This window comes from Ruegeria sp. C10, assembly GCF_056537805.1.
The window spans coordinates 1,519,715-1,537,773 of record NZ_JBQFSC010000001.1 but is presented as its reverse complement, the minus strand read 5'-3'; the positions used below and the strand labels follow the sequence as shown (position 1 = coordinate 1,537,773).

At 57.0% G+C, this 18,059-nt stretch carries 17 protein-coding genes; 6 read left to right on the top strand and 11 right to left on the bottom strand.

The annotated features are described in order from the left end of the window. Positions 1–55 precede the first annotated feature (55 nt). The 3 genes from ACR0DE_RS07365 to ACR0DE_RS07355 form a co-directional block, all read right to left on the bottom strand. Positions 56–409 (bottom strand): hypothetical protein, encoded by a 354-nt coding sequence (locus ACR0DE_RS07365; protein WP_170392151.1) that lies wholly within the window; start codon positions 407–409, stop codon positions 56–58. A 136-nt stretch (positions 410–545) separates the two neighbouring features. Next, positions 546–1,025, bottom strand: coding sequence for a DUF6497 family protein (locus ACR0DE_RS07360; protein ID WP_480752419.1), 480 nt, complete (start codon positions 1,023–1,025; stop codon positions 546–548). Between the two features lie 28 nt (positions 1,026–1,053). Further along, positions 1,054–2,586, bottom strand: a complete 1,533-nt coding sequence (locus tag ACR0DE_RS07355) for an acyl-CoA carboxylase subunit beta (protein WP_170392153.1) — start codon at positions 2,584–2,586, stop codon at positions 1,054–1,056. Between the two features lie 181 nt (positions 2,587–2,767). On the opposite strand from ACR0DE_RS07355, the gene ACR0DE_RS07350 reads away from it, so the two are divergent. Continuing rightward, entirely contained in the window at positions 2,768–3,973 is a 1,206-nt protein-coding gene (locus tag ACR0DE_RS07350) for a multidrug effflux MFS transporter (protein WP_480752418.1), read from the top strand. Between the two features lie 64 nt (positions 3,974–4,037). Then, the gene (locus ACR0DE_RS07345; RefSeq protein ID WP_170392156.1) at positions 4,038–5,438 is read left to right on the top strand and encodes a helix-turn-helix transcriptional regulator; all 1,401 of its coding nucleotides are present in this window, start codon (positions 4,038–4,040) and stop codon (positions 5,436–5,438) included. Between the two features lie 56 nt (positions 5,439–5,494). On the opposite strand, the gene ACR0DE_RS07340 is transcribed toward ACR0DE_RS07345, so the two are convergent. The 6 genes from ACR0DE_RS07340 to ACR0DE_RS07315 all read right to left on the bottom strand — a co-directional run bounded on the left by ACR0DE_RS07340 (position 5,495) and on the right by ACR0DE_RS07315 (position 11,322). Continuing rightward, positions 5,495–5,734 carry an HP1242/YdcH family protein gene (locus ACR0DE_RS07340; protein WP_170392158.1) on the bottom strand — a complete coding sequence of 80 codons (240 nt, stop codon included), beginning with the start codon at positions 5,732–5,734 and terminating at the stop codon, positions 5,495–5,497. A gap of 133 nt (positions 5,735–5,867) precedes the next feature. Then, a complete protein-coding gene (gene betA / locus ACR0DE_RS07335; protein ID WP_480752417.1) occupies positions 5,868–7,526 on the bottom strand; it encodes a choline dehydrogenase in 1,659 nt (552 codons plus the stop codon). 88 nt (positions 7,527–7,614) lie between these two features. Then, a complete protein-coding gene (gene betC / locus ACR0DE_RS07330) occupies positions 7,615–9,123 on the bottom strand; it encodes a choline-sulfatase (protein ID WP_480752416.1) in 1,509 nt (502 codons plus the stop codon). Continuing rightward, positions 9,120–9,692: a choline-binding transcriptional repressor BetI gene (gene betI / locus ACR0DE_RS07325; RefSeq protein WP_170392164.1), complete on the bottom strand. Its 573-nt coding sequence runs from the start codon at positions 9,690–9,692 to the stop codon at positions 9,120–9,122. Before betI ends, betC begins: the two co-directional genes overlap by 4 nt. Before the next feature lie 57 nt (positions 9,693–9,749). Then, positions 9,750–10,682 (bottom strand): DMT family transporter, encoded by a 933-nt coding sequence (locus tag ACR0DE_RS07320; protein WP_170392166.1) that lies wholly within the window; start codon positions 10,680–10,682, stop codon positions 9,750–9,752. A 40-nt stretch (positions 10,683–10,722) separates the two neighbouring features. After that, complete coding sequence (locus ACR0DE_RS07315; protein WP_170420740.1) at positions 10,723–11,322, bottom strand: LysE/ArgO family amino acid transporter; 600 nt, start codon at positions 11,320–11,322, stop codon at positions 10,723–10,725. An 84-nt stretch (positions 11,323–11,406) separates the two neighbouring features. Here ACR0DE_RS07315 and ACR0DE_RS07310 point away from each other — a divergent pair, with 84 nt between their 5' ends. Continuing rightward, a complete protein-coding gene (locus tag ACR0DE_RS07310) occupies positions 11,407–12,300 on the top strand; it encodes a LysR family transcriptional regulator ArgP (RefSeq protein WP_480752415.1) in 894 nt (297 codons plus the stop codon). Here the strand turns inward: ACR0DE_RS07310 and ACR0DE_RS07305 are convergent. Next, a complete protein-coding gene (locus tag ACR0DE_RS07305; RefSeq protein WP_480752414.1) occupies positions 12,297–13,571 on the bottom strand; it encodes an MFS transporter in 1,275 nt (424 codons plus the stop codon). The two genes, ACR0DE_RS07310 and ACR0DE_RS07305, sit on opposite strands and share 4 nt — an antisense overlap. Before the next feature lie 172 nt (positions 13,572–13,743). Next, the gene (locus ACR0DE_RS07300; RefSeq protein WP_170392173.1) at positions 13,744–14,484 is read right to left on the bottom strand and encodes a YebC/PmpR family DNA-binding transcriptional regulator; all 741 of its coding nucleotides are present in this window, start codon (positions 14,482–14,484) and stop codon (positions 13,744–13,746) included. Positions 14,485–14,594: 110 nt separating this feature from the next. On the opposite strand from ACR0DE_RS07300, the gene ACR0DE_RS07295 reads away from it, so the two are divergent. The 3 genes from ACR0DE_RS07295 (at position 14,595) to ACR0DE_RS07285 (ending at position 18,048) form a co-directional block, all read left to right on the top strand. Further along, a complete protein-coding gene (locus ACR0DE_RS07295) occupies positions 14,595–16,367 on the top strand; it encodes an SLC13 family permease (RefSeq protein WP_170732952.1) in 1,773 nt (590 codons plus the stop codon). Positions 16,368–16,383: 16 nt separating this feature from the next. Continuing rightward, a complete protein-coding gene (locus ACR0DE_RS07290; protein ID WP_480752413.1) occupies positions 16,384–17,118 on the top strand; it encodes a glutamine amidotransferase in 735 nt (244 codons plus the stop codon). A gap of 72 nt (positions 17,119–17,190) precedes the next feature. Further along, positions 17,191–18,048: a bile acid:sodium symporter family protein gene (locus ACR0DE_RS07285; protein ID WP_480752412.1), complete on the top strand. Its 858-nt coding sequence runs from the start codon at positions 17,191–17,193 to the stop codon at positions 18,046–18,048. Positions 18,049–18,059 lie beyond the last annotated feature (11 nt).

Below are 18,059 nucleotides of genomic sequence, written 5' to 3'. Positions count from 1 at the left end.
AGGGTTCCAGTGTCACTGATCATCTGAGTGTTATGTGCGGCAGCCCCGGTCACAATCAGCGCACTCCGTCGAACACGTCAGGGAAAGATTGGCGCGCGGCGTCCAGATTGATCACCAGCAGAGCATCATAGCTTGCAGGATCAAACGGGTCTTCGGCGGCGACAACCTCGCGCCCGAACAGCCAACTTAGACGGCCTGCGTCCAGATTGCCCCGCTCAAAGGGCTGATCACCAAAGTGCGCCCATAACGCCTCGATAAACGCGACATCTGCGCGCTTGTCGGCGGGTTTGCGATCGCGAAAGCGTTCTCGCTGGGTCAGCGGCGTAACGCCCTTGGGATTGGCCCGCCGAATGGTGAACTGGAAGTCTGTTCCGGGCAAACGTCCGGGGAAACCGCGATGTTTCAGCATTGCGAAACCTCAACGGACAAGTTCCAGATATGGCAGGCCATCGGACATGCCTGCGGGATTGAAGTGATCATGCGAACCTCCAGAGCTGCATCACTGTATCGGGACACTCTGAGACCGTGAAATTGTTGGTTCATGGTCAGAGCCCCTCCCAGATACACCGGGATTGATCCAGCCGGTAGGCTTCGAAGAACTGCGTTGCGTCAGGTTCGGAGGTGCCGAACGCCACCGGTCTGTCCGAAAACGAAATCACGATCCGGGCAGGCTGCAATTCGTGCTGGGCCACGTAAGGCACCGCCAGTGTTTCACACAAATGCTCCATGTCGACTACGGCGACATCATATGTGATACGACCTGCAGTCGATCCGATCTTGGGTGCAATGAACCGAAACCGCACCCAAAGCTCACCCGGATTGGTGTCCAGAAGCACATCGCTAAGCTCGACCGGTTGACCCGATGGCACGGGCAGCAGGTTTGAGGCCAGCGCCGAACCTACTCCGACCAGCAACGTAAAAACCCCGGTGCATCCCCGGATCCGCCAGCGGCGGCTTCCTTCCTCCGGGGGAGCGCGCAGAGCTGTTGCAACCTGCGCGGTCTTATGTCCGGTCAATCGGGGCATTTACGGCTCGGGCCTCCTCGGCGGGCATTTACAGCGGGATATTGTCGTGCTTTTTCCAAGGGTTCTTCAGTTGCTTGCCGCGCAGGCTCGCAAATGCACGTGATACACGGCGGCGGGTCGATTGTGGCATGATCACCTCATCAATGAAGCCGCGCTCGGCCGCAACGAAGGGATTTGCGAACCGGTCCTCATAGTCCTGAGTGTGTTGTGCGATCTTATCGGAATCGCCGAGATCGGCGCGGTGGATGATTTCGGTCGCGCCCTTTGCACCCATCACCGCGATCTCAGCCGTGGGCCACGCATAGTTGAAATCGCCGCGCAGGTGTTTGGAGGCCATAACATCATACGCGCCACCGTAGGCCTTACGCGTGATTACGGTGACCTTTGGCACGGTCGCTTCGCCATAAGCAAATAGCAGTTTCGCGCCGTGCTTGATCACGCCGCCATACTCCTGCGAAGTGCCCGGCAGAAAGCCCGGAACATCAACAAGCGTCAGGATCGGGATTTCAAAGCAATCACAGAACCGCACGAACCGGGCCGCTTTTCGGGAACTATCGATGTCCAAACATCCTGCCAATACCATGGGTTGGTTGGCCACGACGCCCACGGTCTGCCCTTCAAGCCGGATAAAACCGGTGATGATGTTCTTAGCGTAGTCTTCCTGAATCTCGTAAAAATCACCCTCATCCGCCACTTTGGTGATCAGTTCCTTCATGTCGTACGGCGTGTTCGGATTGTCCGGGATCAGCGTATCCAGCGATGTCTCGACCCTGTCAGGGCTGTCAAAAAACGGACGAACTGGCGGTTTCTCGCGATTGTTGAGCGGAAGGAAGTCGACAAGACGGCGCACCTCGGCCAGGGCCTCCACATCGTTTTCAAACGCACCATCAGCGACCGAAGACTTTTTGGTGTGGGTTGAAGCCCCGCCCAATTCCTCTGCCGTCACGACCTCATTGGTGACGGTCTTCACAACGTCTGGGCCGGTTACGAACATGTACGAGGTGTCTTTGACCATGAATATGAAGTCGGTCATCGCAGGACTGTAAACCGCACCACCTGCACACGGCCCCATTATCACGCTAATCTGTGGCACGACGCCTGAGGCCATGATGTTACGCTGGAACACCTCAGCATATCCGGCCAATGAAGCGACGCCCTCCTGAATCCGCGCCCCGCCCGAGTCGTTGATCCCGATCACCGGCGCTCCGTTTTGAACTGCCATATCCATGATCTTGCAAATCTTCTGCGCATGGGTTTCTGACAGCGAGCCACCGAATACGGTGAAATCCTGGCTGAAGACGTAGACCATTCGACCATTGATTGTACCCCAGCCTGTGACCACCCCGTCACCAGCAGGCTTTTGTTTCTCCATTCCGAAATCAGTGCAGCGATGGCTGACAAACATGTCAAACTCTTCAAAGCTGCCTTCGTCTACCAGCAACTCGATCCGTTCGCGTGCCGTCAGCTTTCCGCGGGCGTGTTGCGAGTCGATGCGTTTTTGCCCACCACCCAATCGCGCGTTGTTGCGACGGCCTTCGAGCTCGGAAAGGATGTCTTTCATGTCGGTAGTCTCCCAAGAGAATTTGCGCGACCATAACGATTTGGGATCGGCGGCCAAAGAAGTTTTCGGCAAATTTGCAAATATTTGGCAACACTATTTGAGATAACTGCAAATTTGTTAATTAACACAACAAGCCAAACTGCCGATGGCATTTCGCGCGATCAGGGTCTAAAGGTAAACCATGCAGTTCAGTTCACCCTCTGTCAGCCGCACGCCCCCCACGCTTGCAACACTCGTTTTGTTGTCAGGATTGTCGGCGCTGAGCATGAATCTGTATCTGCCCAGCCTTCCCTTTATGGCGACGTATTTTCAGACTGATTACAAGGTGATGCAGCTTTCGATCGCGCTTTATCTTCTGGTCAACGCGGCACTGCAAATCTTAATAGGACCCATCGCCGATAAGGCCGGACGTCGGCCTGTACTGCTGTGGGGACTCGCCCTTTTTTTGCTGGCAACGCTGGGGTGTATATACGCCCCAAATGTCGAGACCTTTCTGGCCTTCAGAATGTTTCAGGCCGTCATTGTCGTTGGTATTGTCTTAAGTCGTGCGGCTGTGCGGGACATGTACGAACAGGACCAGGCTGCTTCGATGCTCGGATATGTCACCATGGGGATGGCAGTCGTTCCGATGATCGGCCCTGCTGTCGGCGGGCTTCTCGAAGAAACTTTTGGCTGGAAAGCCAATTTCTGGCTGCCTTTCGCTCTTGCGGCGCTGGCGCTGGTGCTGACCTACCAAGACTTTGGCGAAACCGCGGCCGCAAGCGGCAAAACACTGATGCAGCAATTTCGCGAATACCCTGAACTGCTGAAATCGCCCCGCTTCTGGGGCTATTCCCTGTCCTCGGCTTTCTCTTCAGGTGCGTTCTTTGCCTATCTCGGGGGCGCACCCTTTATCGGGACCGAAGTGTTCGGCATGACAGCCGCCGAGGTCGGCATCTACTTTGGTGCGCCTGCGATTGGCTATTTCTTCGGCAACTTCATCAGCGGTCGATTCTCGGTTCGCTTCGGCGTCAACCAAATGGTGCGCTGGGGATGCTGGCTGAATGCAATTGGCGTGGCCCTATCAGCTTTGTTGTTCCTAGTGGATTTGGGAACGGCGCTCAGCTTCTTTGGCCTGATGACCTTCGTCGGGTTGGGTAACGGCATGGCGATCCCAAATGCAACCGCCGGATCGCTTTCGGTCCGCCCGCATCTGGCGGCCACTGCCTCTGGTTTGAGCGGTGCGATCATGTTGGGCGGCGGCGCGGCACTCAGCGCATTGGCAGGCGCATTGCTGACGCATGAGACAGGCGCGATGCCTCTGCTTTGGCTGATGCTGGCAACCGCCGCCCTGGCAATCTGCGCGATCAGCGTTGTTATCTGGCGCGAACGGCAATTGGGTCTGTAGACGGCTTGCGCGATAGGGTTTGCAAAGTTAGCCTGCAGATTCAGTAAAGCTGCAAAGAACCGCCATGGCCACTCAGAAACTATACGCTGGCGCCAAGCTGCGCGAAATGCGCACACGCCTGACCCTCACGCAGAAGGATTTCGCCGCAAAACTGGGCGTTTCACTGCCCTATTTGAACCAGATGGAGAATAACAACCGGCCGATTTCGACGACCGTTGTTCTGGCACTAGCGCAAGAGTTTGGTATGGATGTGACCGAACTCAGCACAGGGGATAGCGAACGATTGGTTTCGGATATGCGCGAAGCACTGGCCGATCCGGTGTTCGCCGAAACGGCGCCCCCTCTGGCTGATCTCAGGCTCACCGCTTCAAATGCGCCCGCGCTTGCACGCGCGTTCATCGAGTTACACCGCGCCTATCGCCAGACCCATGAACGCCTCGCCTCGCTCGACGAGGCATTGGGCCGCGAGGATGCCCGTATTCAGGCCAGCCCATGGGAAGAGGTGCGCGATTTCTTTCACTACTGCGACAATTATATTGACGCCGTTGACCGCGCCGCCGAACGCTTCGCCAGCCGTGCCGATGAAACCAGCGATATTCGGCAAGTCGCCCTGAACAGCCTGTCAGAACGCGGCATTCACGTCACTTTCGCCGACACAGAAACCTTACGCAGCTACAATGCTGGTGACAAAACCCTGCGCCTTTCCTCGCGCGCCGCACCACAAACGCAGGTCTTCCAACTGCTGTTGCAGGTGGCGTTGATCAGTCAGGATAAGCTGCTTGAAGCAACGCTAGATTTCGCCCGTTTCCAAAGCGATGAGGCCCGAGCCATCGCCAAGATTGGCCTCGCCAACTATTTTGCCGGGGCTTCGCTGATGCCTTACGGCGCTTTCCTATCCGCAGCGCAGGACTATCGGCACGATTTGGAGCTGCTCAGCAACCGGTTCGGGGCGTCGATTGAACAGGTGGCGCACCGCCTGTCCACGCTACAGCGCCCCGGTGCAAAAGGAATTCCCTTCTTCTTCGTCCGCGTGGATCAGGCGGGCACAATCACTAAACGACATTCAGCCACGCGGCTTCAATTCGCCCGCTTCGGCGGTGCTTGCCCACTCTGGAATGTCCACCGGGCATTTGAGACCCCGGGTCATTTCCTGCAACAGCTAGCCGAGACACCGGATGGCGTCCGCTATATCTCATTGGCTCGTGATGTTTCAAAATCCGGAGGCTCGTTCGGTGCTCCTGTCCGCCGCTATGCCATCGCCTTGGGATGTGAGGTTCGTCATGCCGAAGCATTGGTCTACGCCGATAATCTCGACATAAACAATGCGAGCGCCTACGAGCCCATCGGCATATCCTGTCGCATATGCGAGCGCCAAACCTGCCACCAAAGATCAGTCCCACCGTTAGAGCGCCGCCTGACCATCGACGCCCATAGCCGCGGCACCCTGCCTTATGAGGTCACCTGATCTTCGCCTGGCCATATATATCCTGCGAGTCCGGGGGCAGAGCCCCCGCTTAATACTCAACTTTTTGACAAGATCGCCCAGATCTCGTCCTTAAGCGCCGCGCGTTTCTTGCGCAAATCAACCTCGGCCAATTCCTCCATCGGCTCAACATTGGTTTCAGCCCGATGCACGGTGCGGTTGACCTCATGATACTCATCCGCAAGTCGGGCAAAATGCGCATCCGTTTGCTTGAGCTGGCTCATCACTTCGAGCTTGTCGGGGAACTCTTCAGCCAGTTCATGCGGGGTATGAGACATCCAGTTGGCTCCTTGTTTCAGCGTTACATCCCAAGGCTAAACATGACTGTCGCACTCCGCTTTGACGCCGATCAAATTCCGAGCGCAATCAACCAGCTTTCAGGATAAATGCACGCCGTGGGTTTTGGATGTGTCAGCGCTGTGCCGTTGCCCATCTCGGACTTATCCAGGGTTGGTCGTTCGCTTTGGGCAAAGGGTCTTTCTGCAGCAAATAGTCCGACATCTTTTCACCCACCATGATCGACGGTGCGTTCAGATTGCCATTGGTGATTTGCGGGAAAATCGAGCTATCGGCGACGCGCAATCCATCCACCCCAATCACACGCCCCTGCGGGTCGACAACGGCATCCTTGTCATCCGCACGGCCCATGCGGCAAGTCCCGCAAGGGTGATAGGCGCTTTCGGCATGCTCAGCGATAAAGGCATCTAGCTCATCGTCCGACTGAACCTCCGCCCCCGGTTGGATCTCTTTACCGGCAAAGGGTTTGAACGCCTGCTGTCCAAAGATCTCTCGGGTCAAGCGAATGCAGGTTCTGAAGTCTTCCCAATCCGAATCATGGCTCATGTAGTTGAACCGGATCACCGGCGCGTCTTCGGCTTTGGCAGATCGCAGAGTCACAGCGCCGCGCGAGGGCGACCGCATTGGCCCCACATGCGCCTGGAATCCGTGCCCTTCGGCTGCCGCCTGCCCGTCATAGCGAACCGCCATCGGCAGAAAATGATATTGTATGTCAGGATATTCCACACCCGGTTTCGAACGCACGAAGGCGGCGCTTTCAAATTGGTTCGATGCACCAAGGCCTGTTTTGGTAAACAGCCATTGCGCTCCGATCATTCCTTTGCTGATCAGGTTCCAATGCTTGTAAAGCGTGATCGGCTGGATCGAGGCCTGTTGGATATAAAGTTCTAGGTGATCCTGCAGATTGGCGCCGACGCCAGGGCGGTCGGCGACCACTTTGATACCGTGCTCGGCCAGGTGCGCCGCGGGTCCAACCCCCGAAAGCATCAGCAACTTAGGCGAATTGATAGACGAAGCCGCCAATACAACCTCGCGCCGCGCTGTGATCACTTCCCGTTTGCCACCCCGGATCAATTCGACCCCGGATGCGCGCCCGGATTCAATAATCACGCGCGCCGCAAGACCCCGGATGATTTCGCAGTTTTGCCGCTTGAGCGCTGGCCTAAGGTACGCATTCGCCGCCGACCAGCGCCGTCCTTTCCAGACGGTCTGCTCCATCGGCCCAAAACCTTCTTGTTTCTCACCGTTATAGTCGCCAGTGACCTCATATCCAGCCTGCTGACCTGCATCGACGAACGCCTTAAACAGCGGATTTTCACGAGGCCCTCGCGACACGTGCAGAGGTCCATCCGTGCCTCTCCAAGTGTGATCACCGCCATGGCCACCATCATGCCAGGTTTCCATGCGTTTGTAGTACGGCAGCACATCTGCGTAAGACCATCCATCTGCGCCCATCTCGGCCCAGATGTCAAAATCCCGCGCGTGACCGCGCACATAGACCATGCCATTGATCGAAGAAGACCCTCCGATCACCTTGCCTCTGGGGCAAGCAAGTTGACGATTGTTCAGATGCGGTTCGGGCTCGGATTTGTAGCCCCAGTCATATCGCGACATATTCATCGGATAGCTTAGGGCGGCAGGCATCTGGATGAAGGGTCCGGCGTCAGTGCCGCCATGCTCGATCACCAGAACCGAGGCTCCGGCCTCACTCAGACGGTAAGCCATCGCGCAACCAGCAGAACCGGCGCCAACAATGACAAAATCTGCTTCCATATTCGTGTCTCCGTTCACCTTCGGGGCAAGATTTTTCGACGAAAAATCTCCGCATTTCCGACGGGTGCAATTTCAAAAATGTAAAGGATTACTCGCCACGCGGATAACGCTGGCTATCCTCGACATCGTTCAGGTCCATGTGATTGCGCATGTACCGTTCAGACGCTTTCTGAAGAGGCTGATAATCCCAAGGATAATAGCCACCCTGCCGCAGTGCCTCATAAACCACCCAGCGCCGGGCTTGGCTGGCCCTCACATCGGCGTCAAAGCGATCCAGATCCCATCGCGCCTCGGATTTAGCACGCAGTGTTTGCAGGGTGCCTGCATGTTCGGGCAGACCAGCGAGATTTTCCATCTCATGCGGATCAGCCTCGAGATCGAACAGTTGATCGGGGTCCAATGTACAGCGATTGTATTTCCACTTGCCATAGCGCAGAGAGACTAAAGGAGCGTATGAGGCCTCGGCGGCATATTCCATTGCAACCGGCGCGGTTCGGTCTGTACCCTTTGCCAACGGAACAAGGTCCTCACCATCCGTCCAAGGTGAGATTTCCGCCATATCGACGCCCGCCAACGTACCAAGCGTCGGTGTCACGTCGATCGTCGAAACTGGTGTATCGATGCGACTAACTGGAAGATCGGGGGCCGAAATCATGAGCGGCACGCGGGAAGAGCCTTCGAAGAAAGTCATCTTGAACCACAACCCGCGCTCACCCAGCATGTCGCCGTGGTCGGACACGAACAGTATGATCGCCTCTTGACGCGTCGTTTCCAGAACCTCCAGTATCTCACCGATCTTGTCATCCAGATATGAGATATTGGCGAAATAGGCGCGACGGGATTTGCGAATATCCTCGGTCGTTATGTCGAAGCTGCGCCAGTCATTGGCATCGAAAATACGTTTGGAATGCGGGTCCTGATTGTCATATCCCAGATCCACGATCTGTGGCTCAAGATGCTCACAATCTTCATACAGATCCCAGTACTTGCGTCGCGCCACGTAAGGATCGTGTGGGTGCGTGAAGCTGACGGTCACACACCAGGGGCGATCATCCTTGCCGCGTGCAAGGTCATATAGCTTGGCCTTGGCGTTATAAGCGACCTCGTCATCATATTCCATCTGGTTGGAAATCTCGGCAATGCCTGCCCCAGTGACCGAGCCCATATTGTGATACCACCAGTCGATGCGCTCGCCGGGTTTACGATAATCCGGCGTCCAACCGAAATCTGCCGGGTAGATATCAGTAGTCAGACGATCTTCGAACCCGTGCAACTGGTCTGGGCCAACAAAGTGCATCTTGCCGGACAAGCAGGTGTAATATCCTGCACGACGAAGGTGGTGGGCATAGGTCGGGATATCGCTGCTGAACTCGGCGGCGTTGTCATAGACGCCAGTGCGCGATGGCAGTTGACCCGACATAAAGCTCGCACGTCCCGGAGCACAGAGCGGCGAAGCAGTGTATGCATTTGCGAAACGCGTTGATCTTGCCGCCAGCTTCTTCAGGTTCGGCGCATGCAACCATTCTGCAGGACCGTCGGGGAAGAGGGTCCCGTTGAGCTGATCCACCATCAGGATCAGAATATTCGGCTTTGTCATTTTTCGGCCTCTAGGAAAACTCTCAGTACCCGCAGCGCATGGGTGACTGCCCGCTGCGGCTCTTGTGGGGAATTCAGTGCAGAGTGGATGTACAAACCATCGATCAGCGCGATCATACCTTCGGCAGCCTCGCTCGGGTCACTCATATGTGGGCGCAACGCATGGATCAGGTTCGAGCGGATGCGTGCCTGATAGATTTGCCAGAGCCTCAGCGCATCATCGTTGGTTTGCGCCAAAACATAAAAAGTCATCCAAGCTGCGATAACATCCGGTGTGAAACATGATGGCGCGAAACAGGCGCGAATGATGGCCTGTGCGCGCTCTTCCGGATCTGCCGTGCTGAGTTGTGCGCGCGCTTCAGATCCAAAATCCGTCAGGATACGCCGCATCGCGGCTAGGAATATCTGTTCTTTGCCCCCAAAGTAATGATGCGCCAATGCACTGGACATACCTGCGCGTTTGGCGATCTGGCTAACGGTGACATCAAGGGATTTTTGCGCGCCAAGCTCGGCGATCGTCGCCTTGACGATCGCGTCCCGCCGGATCGGCTCCATTCCGAGTTTTGGCATCTTCGCCTCTTCGCCATACCTGAGTGCAAGGAAGGCTAAGCGGTTTTTATTGACTCGTCAATCAATAACGGTTCTTGGTTTCGCCGGTGGGGTCTCAGAACCTTGCGGCGGTGTGCCGCCACGGCTCAGCACGGCTTCACGCCAGGTGATGAAGCTGACGGCAGCCAGGATCAGAGTGCCTCCTGCAATTACCCAGATGTCGATGCGTTCATGGAAGGCCAAAGCGCCGAGCAAAGTGGCCCAGATCAGCTGCAGGAACGTCACCGGCTGGGTCACGGCCACCGGGGCAGCCTGCAATGCAAGCGTCATGAAATAGTGCCCCGCAGTCGCAAAGCTGGCGACGATGAAAAGTATACCAAGATCGCGCAGGCTGGGCGGCTCCCAAACCGCGACGGCGAAAGGGATAAGCGCGATGGTGACCCATATCGAAAGATGGGCAACAACGGCTGAGGGACGGATATCACGGACCATGACTTTGGCAAGCAGATAGGAACCACCAAGCGCTAGTGCAGCCCCCAGCATCGCTATGTGACCGGGCAATATCTCGCGAAAGCCCGGGCGCAGGATGATCACTACTCCAATCACAGCAACACCAATCGCGGCGATACGACGAAAAGCTAGCTTTTCACCCAAGAACAGTGCCGCACCCACCGTGACGTAGATAGGTGTCATGTAATTCATCGCGGTTACCTCGGCGAGGGGGATGCGCGTCATCGCAAAAAACCAAAGCATGACGGCGATGGCGTGGACCATTCCGCGTAGTCCAAACAGCGTTAGATTGCGCGGGGTCAATGGAGTTCCGAGGATCGCCCGGATTGCGGGCAAAAGAAACACCAGACCCAGGACATAGCGCAAGAATGCCGCTTGAATGGGGTTCATGCTGGTTCCCAGCACCTTCACCAGCGCATTCATGCCCACAAAGGACAGCCCGGCCGCAAGCATCCAAAACATGCCAACAAGCGGGCGGTGCTGATCATTAGGTGAGGTCATACAAACGGTTGAACACCGAATTCTGATCCGGGACAACCCTTCACATGATAACAAGTTTCAACGCGATCATAAGCATCACGATTCCGATGATAAAATCAAGAATCTGCCATGCGCGCGGGCGGGCAAAAATCGGTGAAAGCACTCTGGCACCGTAGCCGAGCGAAAAGAAGAAAACGAAACTCGAAGTCATCGCCCCTATCGCAAACCCCATGCGATCTGAATATTGGGCCGATATCGACCCGATCAATACGACCGTATCCAGATATACATGGGGGTTGAGCCAAGTGAAGGCCAGCACGGTCAGCATGGCCGCACGCAGACTGGTGCGCTGCCCTGTTGCGGTATCCATCACCGCCCCACCTTGCCAGGCAGACCCAAAACTTCGTAGGGCGTACCAAATCAGAAACACCGCCCCACCATAGCGCATCACCGTTTCAAACCACGGCGCGGCCTGAGCCAGGGTGCCGAACCCTGCAACACCCGCCCCGATCAGTATCGCGTCAGACACTGCGCAGGTCAGGCACAGTGCAAAGACGTGCTCGCGCCGCAGGCCTTGGCGCAGAACAAAGGCGTTCTGAGCGCCTATCGCCAATATAAGGCTAAAACTCAGGGCAAACCCGGCAATCATTGATGGGAACATGCAGCCTCCTGTCGATGCTCGTTGACTACATGGCCAGTGTGAATCTATCAAATTAATGATGATTACCCAGATTAAGTAACTCTAATGCTCCTCGACCCTCATCAGCTCTCAGCATTGGCGGCGATCTTGCGACACGGCAGCTTTGAGGCCGCAGCCGCAGAGCTATCCGTCACCCCGTCGGCTATTTCGCAGAGGATCAAGGCGTTGGAGGATCGTGTTGGTGCGGCCCTTATTCATCGCGGCACCCCATGCATCGGCACTCCGGCGGGTCTGCGGATCGCCCGTCATGCCGAAGATATCGGTCTGTTGGAGGCAAAGCTGGCGCGAGAGCTGACTTTGGATCAGCGTGAAGGTCCGGTACGGGTTCGCGTCGCGCTACCGGCTGACAGTCTGGCCACATGGTTTATCGACGCGATGGCGCGCGCCGAAGACATACTGTTCGACCTTGTAATTGACGATCAGGACCATTCTGCTGACTGGCTGCGGCGTGGCGACGTAAGTGCGGCGATAACGGTGGGTGGTCAGAACATTACCGGATGCGATGCCATTGCGTTGGGCACTTTGCGCTATTTGCCGACCGCGAGCCCTGGCTTCATGCAACGGTGGTTTTCTGATGGGGTTTCCGCCAAATCCCTGGCACAGGCCCCCTGCTTGACCTTTAACCGCAAGGATAATCTGCAGAATTCCTGGATATATGCCCAGACAGGCAGCCGTCTTTCGCCACCGTCTCACTTTCTGCCGTCCACAAATGCCTTTGTTGACGCGGCAATCGCCGGATTAGGATGGGGTATGAACCCCGAAAGCCTTGTAAGAAGAGCGATCGCAAATGGGCAGATCTGCGAAGTAATCCCCGATGCGCCGCTCGATATCGAACTGACCTGGCAGATCGGGCGCGTCCTTGCCCCCGCCCTTGCACCCTTGACCCAAGCGGTACGCCGCGCGGCAACGCAGCAACTGATCGCACCGGCGGCACATTAGGCCTGCGACTCTGAAGCCTTTTGCGGTTTCGCGATGCGGTAACAGCTAAATGCCGCCCAGATGCTGGCCAGCACGATAAACACGATGGCAGCTGCAACCTCGTGCATATGTGCAACCGCGGCCAAAATTGCGGACAGTGCAACGGCAGCGAGTCTGCAGATGGATTTGATGGCTGCTGCGCCCTGAATACGTTGTTCCTTGGGCGCAACGTCTAAAAAATAAAGCTGGCGCGCACTGGAAATTCCAGTTGTCGCCACCGAGACGACAAACAGAGCAATGGCGTGCAAGTGAACTTCGTGATCGATACCGGCATAGTGGAACGCCAACAAAACGATCCCTGTCACTGCGACCAACAAGTTGCCCGCGACCATCACGGTACGGTGTGATTTCATGTTCACCAGTTGCCACAAGGGTGCCGAGACCAGATAGCCGGACGCGGATGAGATGATCATGGCCGTCAAACCCTTGGCCGAGTTGTGATGTGCCTCGGCAGCGATGAGCGCAAAAAACGGAACCGACAGCGACACGACAACCAAAGGAAGCCGCAGAGCCATATAGCGCCGGAACCATGGCTGTTCGAACATGCCAACGATGCCGGAGATGATGTTCTGCAGCGATTGACGCCCTGCACCTTTGGGTTTTCCATTACCGGACTCATCGGGGGCGATCTCGGCCATGCCGAGAATGCATAATGCTGAAAACAAGAAAAACACGACCGAGGCCGCAATCACCGCGGAATGCCGCGAGAATGGCGGATACTCTTTCGTGATCTCGTGTATCAGCAACACCAAGCCGATGGCACAAAGACCTCCCGCGCCCAATTGGAGATAACGGATAACCATCCGGGATTTCGATTTCAGATGATCGCCCAACAAATCAGACAGCATCAGGGATTGGCTTTCTTCAATAAGCCCAATCATGAAAAAGGCGATCACAAAGGCAATGGCCGTCAATGAAACACTGCCGGTGGCCGCGATCAAAAGGGCCATCAGAAGGCAACCACCAATTCCGATCTCGGTCAGGGCAATCCCGCGTTTCTTCCGCGCCTGCGCAGCAATGGAGCGGGCGAAAAACACGTCCGAGATCATGCTGCCAACCATGCGGATCGACACCAATGCACCGGCAAGGAACATCGGTAACTCCAGCGAGACCGCAAGGAATGGCAATACGATAGACGGGCTGCCCAAAGTCCACGCCACCTGGGAAAGGATACTTTGGCTAGCCAGAACCGGGACATTTCGTCGGGCCGGATCAGTCGATTTACTCGCCATTTGCGATGCTCTGCATGATGTGCCTACGGTTGCCTTTCAGGTCCTTCAGCCTCAATGATCTGAGTTTAATCGCAAGAGGCTTCAGGACCAAGGCTTGTGTAAGACGCGCAACTGCAACAGAAAAACCCGGCCGCTGGGCCGGGTTTGGTTCATCTGGCGTTTGTCCGGTACATCAGAGCTGCGCCATAACCTCGTCGGTCGCTTCGAAGTTAGTGGTCACGCGCTGAACGTCGTCGTCGTCTTCCAATGCATCCACCAACTTCATCAGCTTTTGCATGTCTTCCAGACCCAACTCGGTCGTCGTTGTCGGCTTCCAGACCAGCTTGGTGGATTCGGATTCGCCCAGCGCCTCTTCTAGCGCGTTCGACACATCGTTCAGGTCCGTATCTGCACACCAGATGATGTGACCGTCATCCGAGCTTTCGACATCCTCTGCCCCGGCCTCGATCGCGGCTTCGAAAATCGTATCCGCATCGCCTGCGTCTGCCTGATACACAACTTCGCCCTTGCGGTCGAACATGAACCCGACCGAGCCGGTTTCACCCAAGTTTCCACCATTCTTCGAAAAGGTCGAACGAACAGTCGAGGCGGTACGGTTCCGATTATCGGTCATCGTTTCAACAATCACGGCCACACCGTTGGGACCATAGCCCTCATACCGGATTTCTTCGTATTCATCGCCCTCGCCTGCTACGGACTTCTTGATCGCACGGTCGATCACGTCCTTGGGCACCGAATTCGACTTGGCCTCTTTCACCGCCAGACGCAGGCGCGGGTTCTTGTCGGGATCGGGGTCGCCCATCTTGGCGGCGACCGTGATCTCTTTCGACAGCTTGGAAAACAGTTTGGACCGCGCGGCGTCCTGACGTCCCTTGCGGTGTTGGATATTGGCCCATTTGGAGTGGCCTGCCATGGTGCGTCCTCGTCATCGTGATTGCGTGTTTGGCGCTCATATAGACGTTTGCGGGGCAAAGGATCAAGAGAGCGGCTTGCCCTGTCTTCGCCCGTGACTATGGTGGCGGTATGACGACAGATCAGATCATTCTTTTTTCCCTTTTCATCGCCGTTTTCGGAATGCTGCTCTGGGGGCGTTTCCGCTATGACCTTGTAGCATTTACCGCCTTGATGATCGCGGTCACGCTGGGTGTGGTGCCCGTTGACAATGCCTTTGCCGGGTTCGGGCACCCGGCCACGATCATCGTGGCGTTGGTGCTGGTGGTTTCTGCCGGTCTGGTGCGCTCGGGTGCAGTGTTCATGATCACGCGCACGCTGGTCGATGCATCGCGCGGATTGGGCGCGCATATCGCGCTAATGGGCGGCATCGGGGCGATCCTATCGGCCTTCATGAACAACGTCGCGGCGCTGGCGCTACTGATGCCAGTCGATATCCAGACCGCGCGCAAAGCGGGGCGCCCGGTCGGCCTTAGCCTGATGCCGCTCAGCTTTGCGACGATCCTGGGAGGGATGGCCACGCTGATTGGTACGCCGCCAAATATCATCATCGCCTCGATCAGGGCTGAAACACTGGGCGAACCGTTTCACATGTTCGATTTCGCACCGGTGGGCGGATTGGCTGCAATTGCGGGGCTGGCGTTCGTCGCGCTGATCGGCTGGCGCCTCATCCCCAATCGCGGCGCGCAGGAAGAAACCTCGGAAGTTTTGGCCGAATACATCGCCGAACTGACGATCCCGCCTGAATCGCCCCATATCGGGAAACGGGTCAGTGAGCTCTATGAGGCCGCCGAGAAATCTGACGTCGCTATCATCGGCCTGATCCGGGACGGAAAGCGACGCTATGGTCGATCAACCCACGCAACCCTGCATGAAGGCGATGCGCTTGTTCTGGAAGCACGCCCCGAAGCGCTGGATGAGTTCCGCGCCGCGCTCAATCTGGATTTCTCGGACGCCCGTCGGCAGGAGGTTTTGACTGCCGAAGGCGAAGGGCTGGAAGTGGTTGAAGTCGTTGTCCCCGAAAGCGCGCGCATCACTGGGCGAACTGCGCAGGCGTTAGGACTGGCCTGGCGACAGAGTACAGTCCTGATGGGCATTTCACGCCAAGGGCGCCGGATCACCAGTCAGGTTCGCAAAACCGAGGTCGAGCCCGGCGACATCTTATTGCTGCTGTGCCCGCGCGACCGAGCACCCGATGTCACCGAGTGGCTCGGCTGCCTGCCCCTGGCCGAGCGCGGCTTGAATGTAACCGCGAATGATAAAGCCTGGCTTGCCATCGGCCTGTTTGCCGCAGCCGTGTTGGCGGCCAGTATCGGGCTGATCTATCTGCCGATCGCACTGGGGTTCGTGGTCGTCGCCTATGTGCTGACCAAGATCATGCCGATTGCGGATATCTACAACCACATCGAATGGCCGGTGGTTGTATTGCTGGGGTCAATGATCCCATTGGGCAGCGCGCTTGAAACCTCGGGCGGAACCGAGTTGATCGCCAACGCCTTGATTCAGCTGACCAACGGCCTGCCCGCCTGGGCAATCCTGACCGTACTGATGGTCGTGACGATGACCCTGTCCGATGTGTTGAACAACACAGCCACCGCCATTGTCGCGGCCCCTGTTGGCATTCAGATGGCGCGCACGCTTGAGGTGTCGCCCGATCCGTTTCTGATGACGGTGGCCGTTGCGGCGTCTGCCGCGTTTCTGACGCCCATTGGGCACAAGAACAATACGCTGGTGCTTGGTCCCGGAGGATACCGTTTTGGTGATTACTGGCGCATGGGACTGCCGCTGGAAATCCTGATCATCGCGGTCTCGATCCCCGCGATCCTTGTGTTCTGGCCGCTTTGATGGCTAAAGGCTGCCTATGAAACGCTTTCTGATCCTGCAACTGCGCCCGGAAACCGATGCATCGGATGCCGAATATGCCTCGATACTGGACAAAACCGGGCTGAGCCCTGCGCAAACTCATCGCATCCGGCTGGATTGCGAAGACCTGCCCGAAGGGCTGGATGTCGTCGATTACGCTGGTGTCATCGTGGGTGGGGGTCCCGGCTGCGTCAGTGACGATCCGACCACCAAATCCGCGCTGGATGCAAAGATCGAAGGCGCGATCATGAGACTGATGCCCCAGATCACGGCGAAAGATCACCCGTTCATGGGCTGCTGCTATGGCTTGGGTATTCTCGCCGTACATTTGGGCGGAGATGTCAGCAAACGGCAATTTGGCGAACCGGTCGGACCGTCCGACTGCCGTCTGACAGAGGATGGCGCCCAAGACCCCTTGACCGCAGGCCTAAAGCCGAAATTCGAAGCGTTTGTGGGACATAAGGAAGCCGTACAGTTACTGCCGGATGGCTGCGTTCATCTGGTAGCGTCTGACCCCTGCCCGTTTCAGATGATCCGCTGGGGGCAGAATGTCTATGCCACCCAATTCCACCCCGAAGCGGACGCCAAAGGTTTTGAGCAGCGGATCAACATCTACAAGGACCACGGCTATTTTCCGCCGGAGGATGCGCAAGGCTTGATCGATATGTGCCATGCCGCAGACGTTACGGAGCCGGGTGAAATCCTGCGCCGGTTTGCTCAACGCTACGGGTGACCCAACGGCGTTGTTGCCTGATCTACGACCCCTCGCATAGGCTGGCCCGAATGACTTTGGGAGGAGTTGTTCTTGGACCTGCTTATCAACGTTGGCCTGCCCATTTCGCTGGCCATTATCATGTTGTCACTGGGGATCGGGCTAGAAGCCGCCGATTTCCGCCGGGTTTTGGCGCGGGGGTACCCCTTCGCCATTGGCGCCATCAGTCAGGTTGTGCTGATACCACTGGCTGCATTCGTTACGGTCACCCTGTTCGGGCTGCCCGCTGAAATCGCCGTGGGTGTCATGCTTTTAAGCTTTTGCCCCGGTGGGGTCACCAGCAACATCCTCGCAAAATTTGCCAAAGGTGATGTGGCGCTGTCGGTCAGCCTGACAGCGGTGATCAGCCTGCTGTCCATCGTGACCGTCCCCATTCTGGCCGCATGGTCCATAGATCATTTCATGGGCGAGGCCGCACCCAAAGTTTCGATCAGCGCACTAGCCACCGCGCTGTTCCTGATCACGACCCTACCAGTCGCCATTGGTGTCGCCATACGTCACTTTGCAAGGGGGCTCGCCATTCGGGTCGACGGCCCGCTTTCGACGCTCGCATCGATACTGTTCGTGCTGATCGTCGCGGCGGCACTGGCCGGAAACTGGCAGTTCTTCATCCAAAACCTCAGCTCGATTGGGGCAGCTCTAATCGCGTTGAACGTTGCGCTGTTGCTGATCGGTCTGGGGCTGGCGCGCATCGCCAATCTGACATGGAGTGAGGCGAAAACGATCTCGGTCGAGACTGGCATTCAGAATTCGGCGATGGGAATTACGCTGGCAGCTTTGATCACCGGCACCACGACCGGCTTCAGCCCACTTGCCGTTCCTGCCGCCGTTTATGGCATCACGATGTATGTGGTCGTAACCCCCTTCATCCTTTGGTTCCGCAGCCGCTGAAAGGACATCCG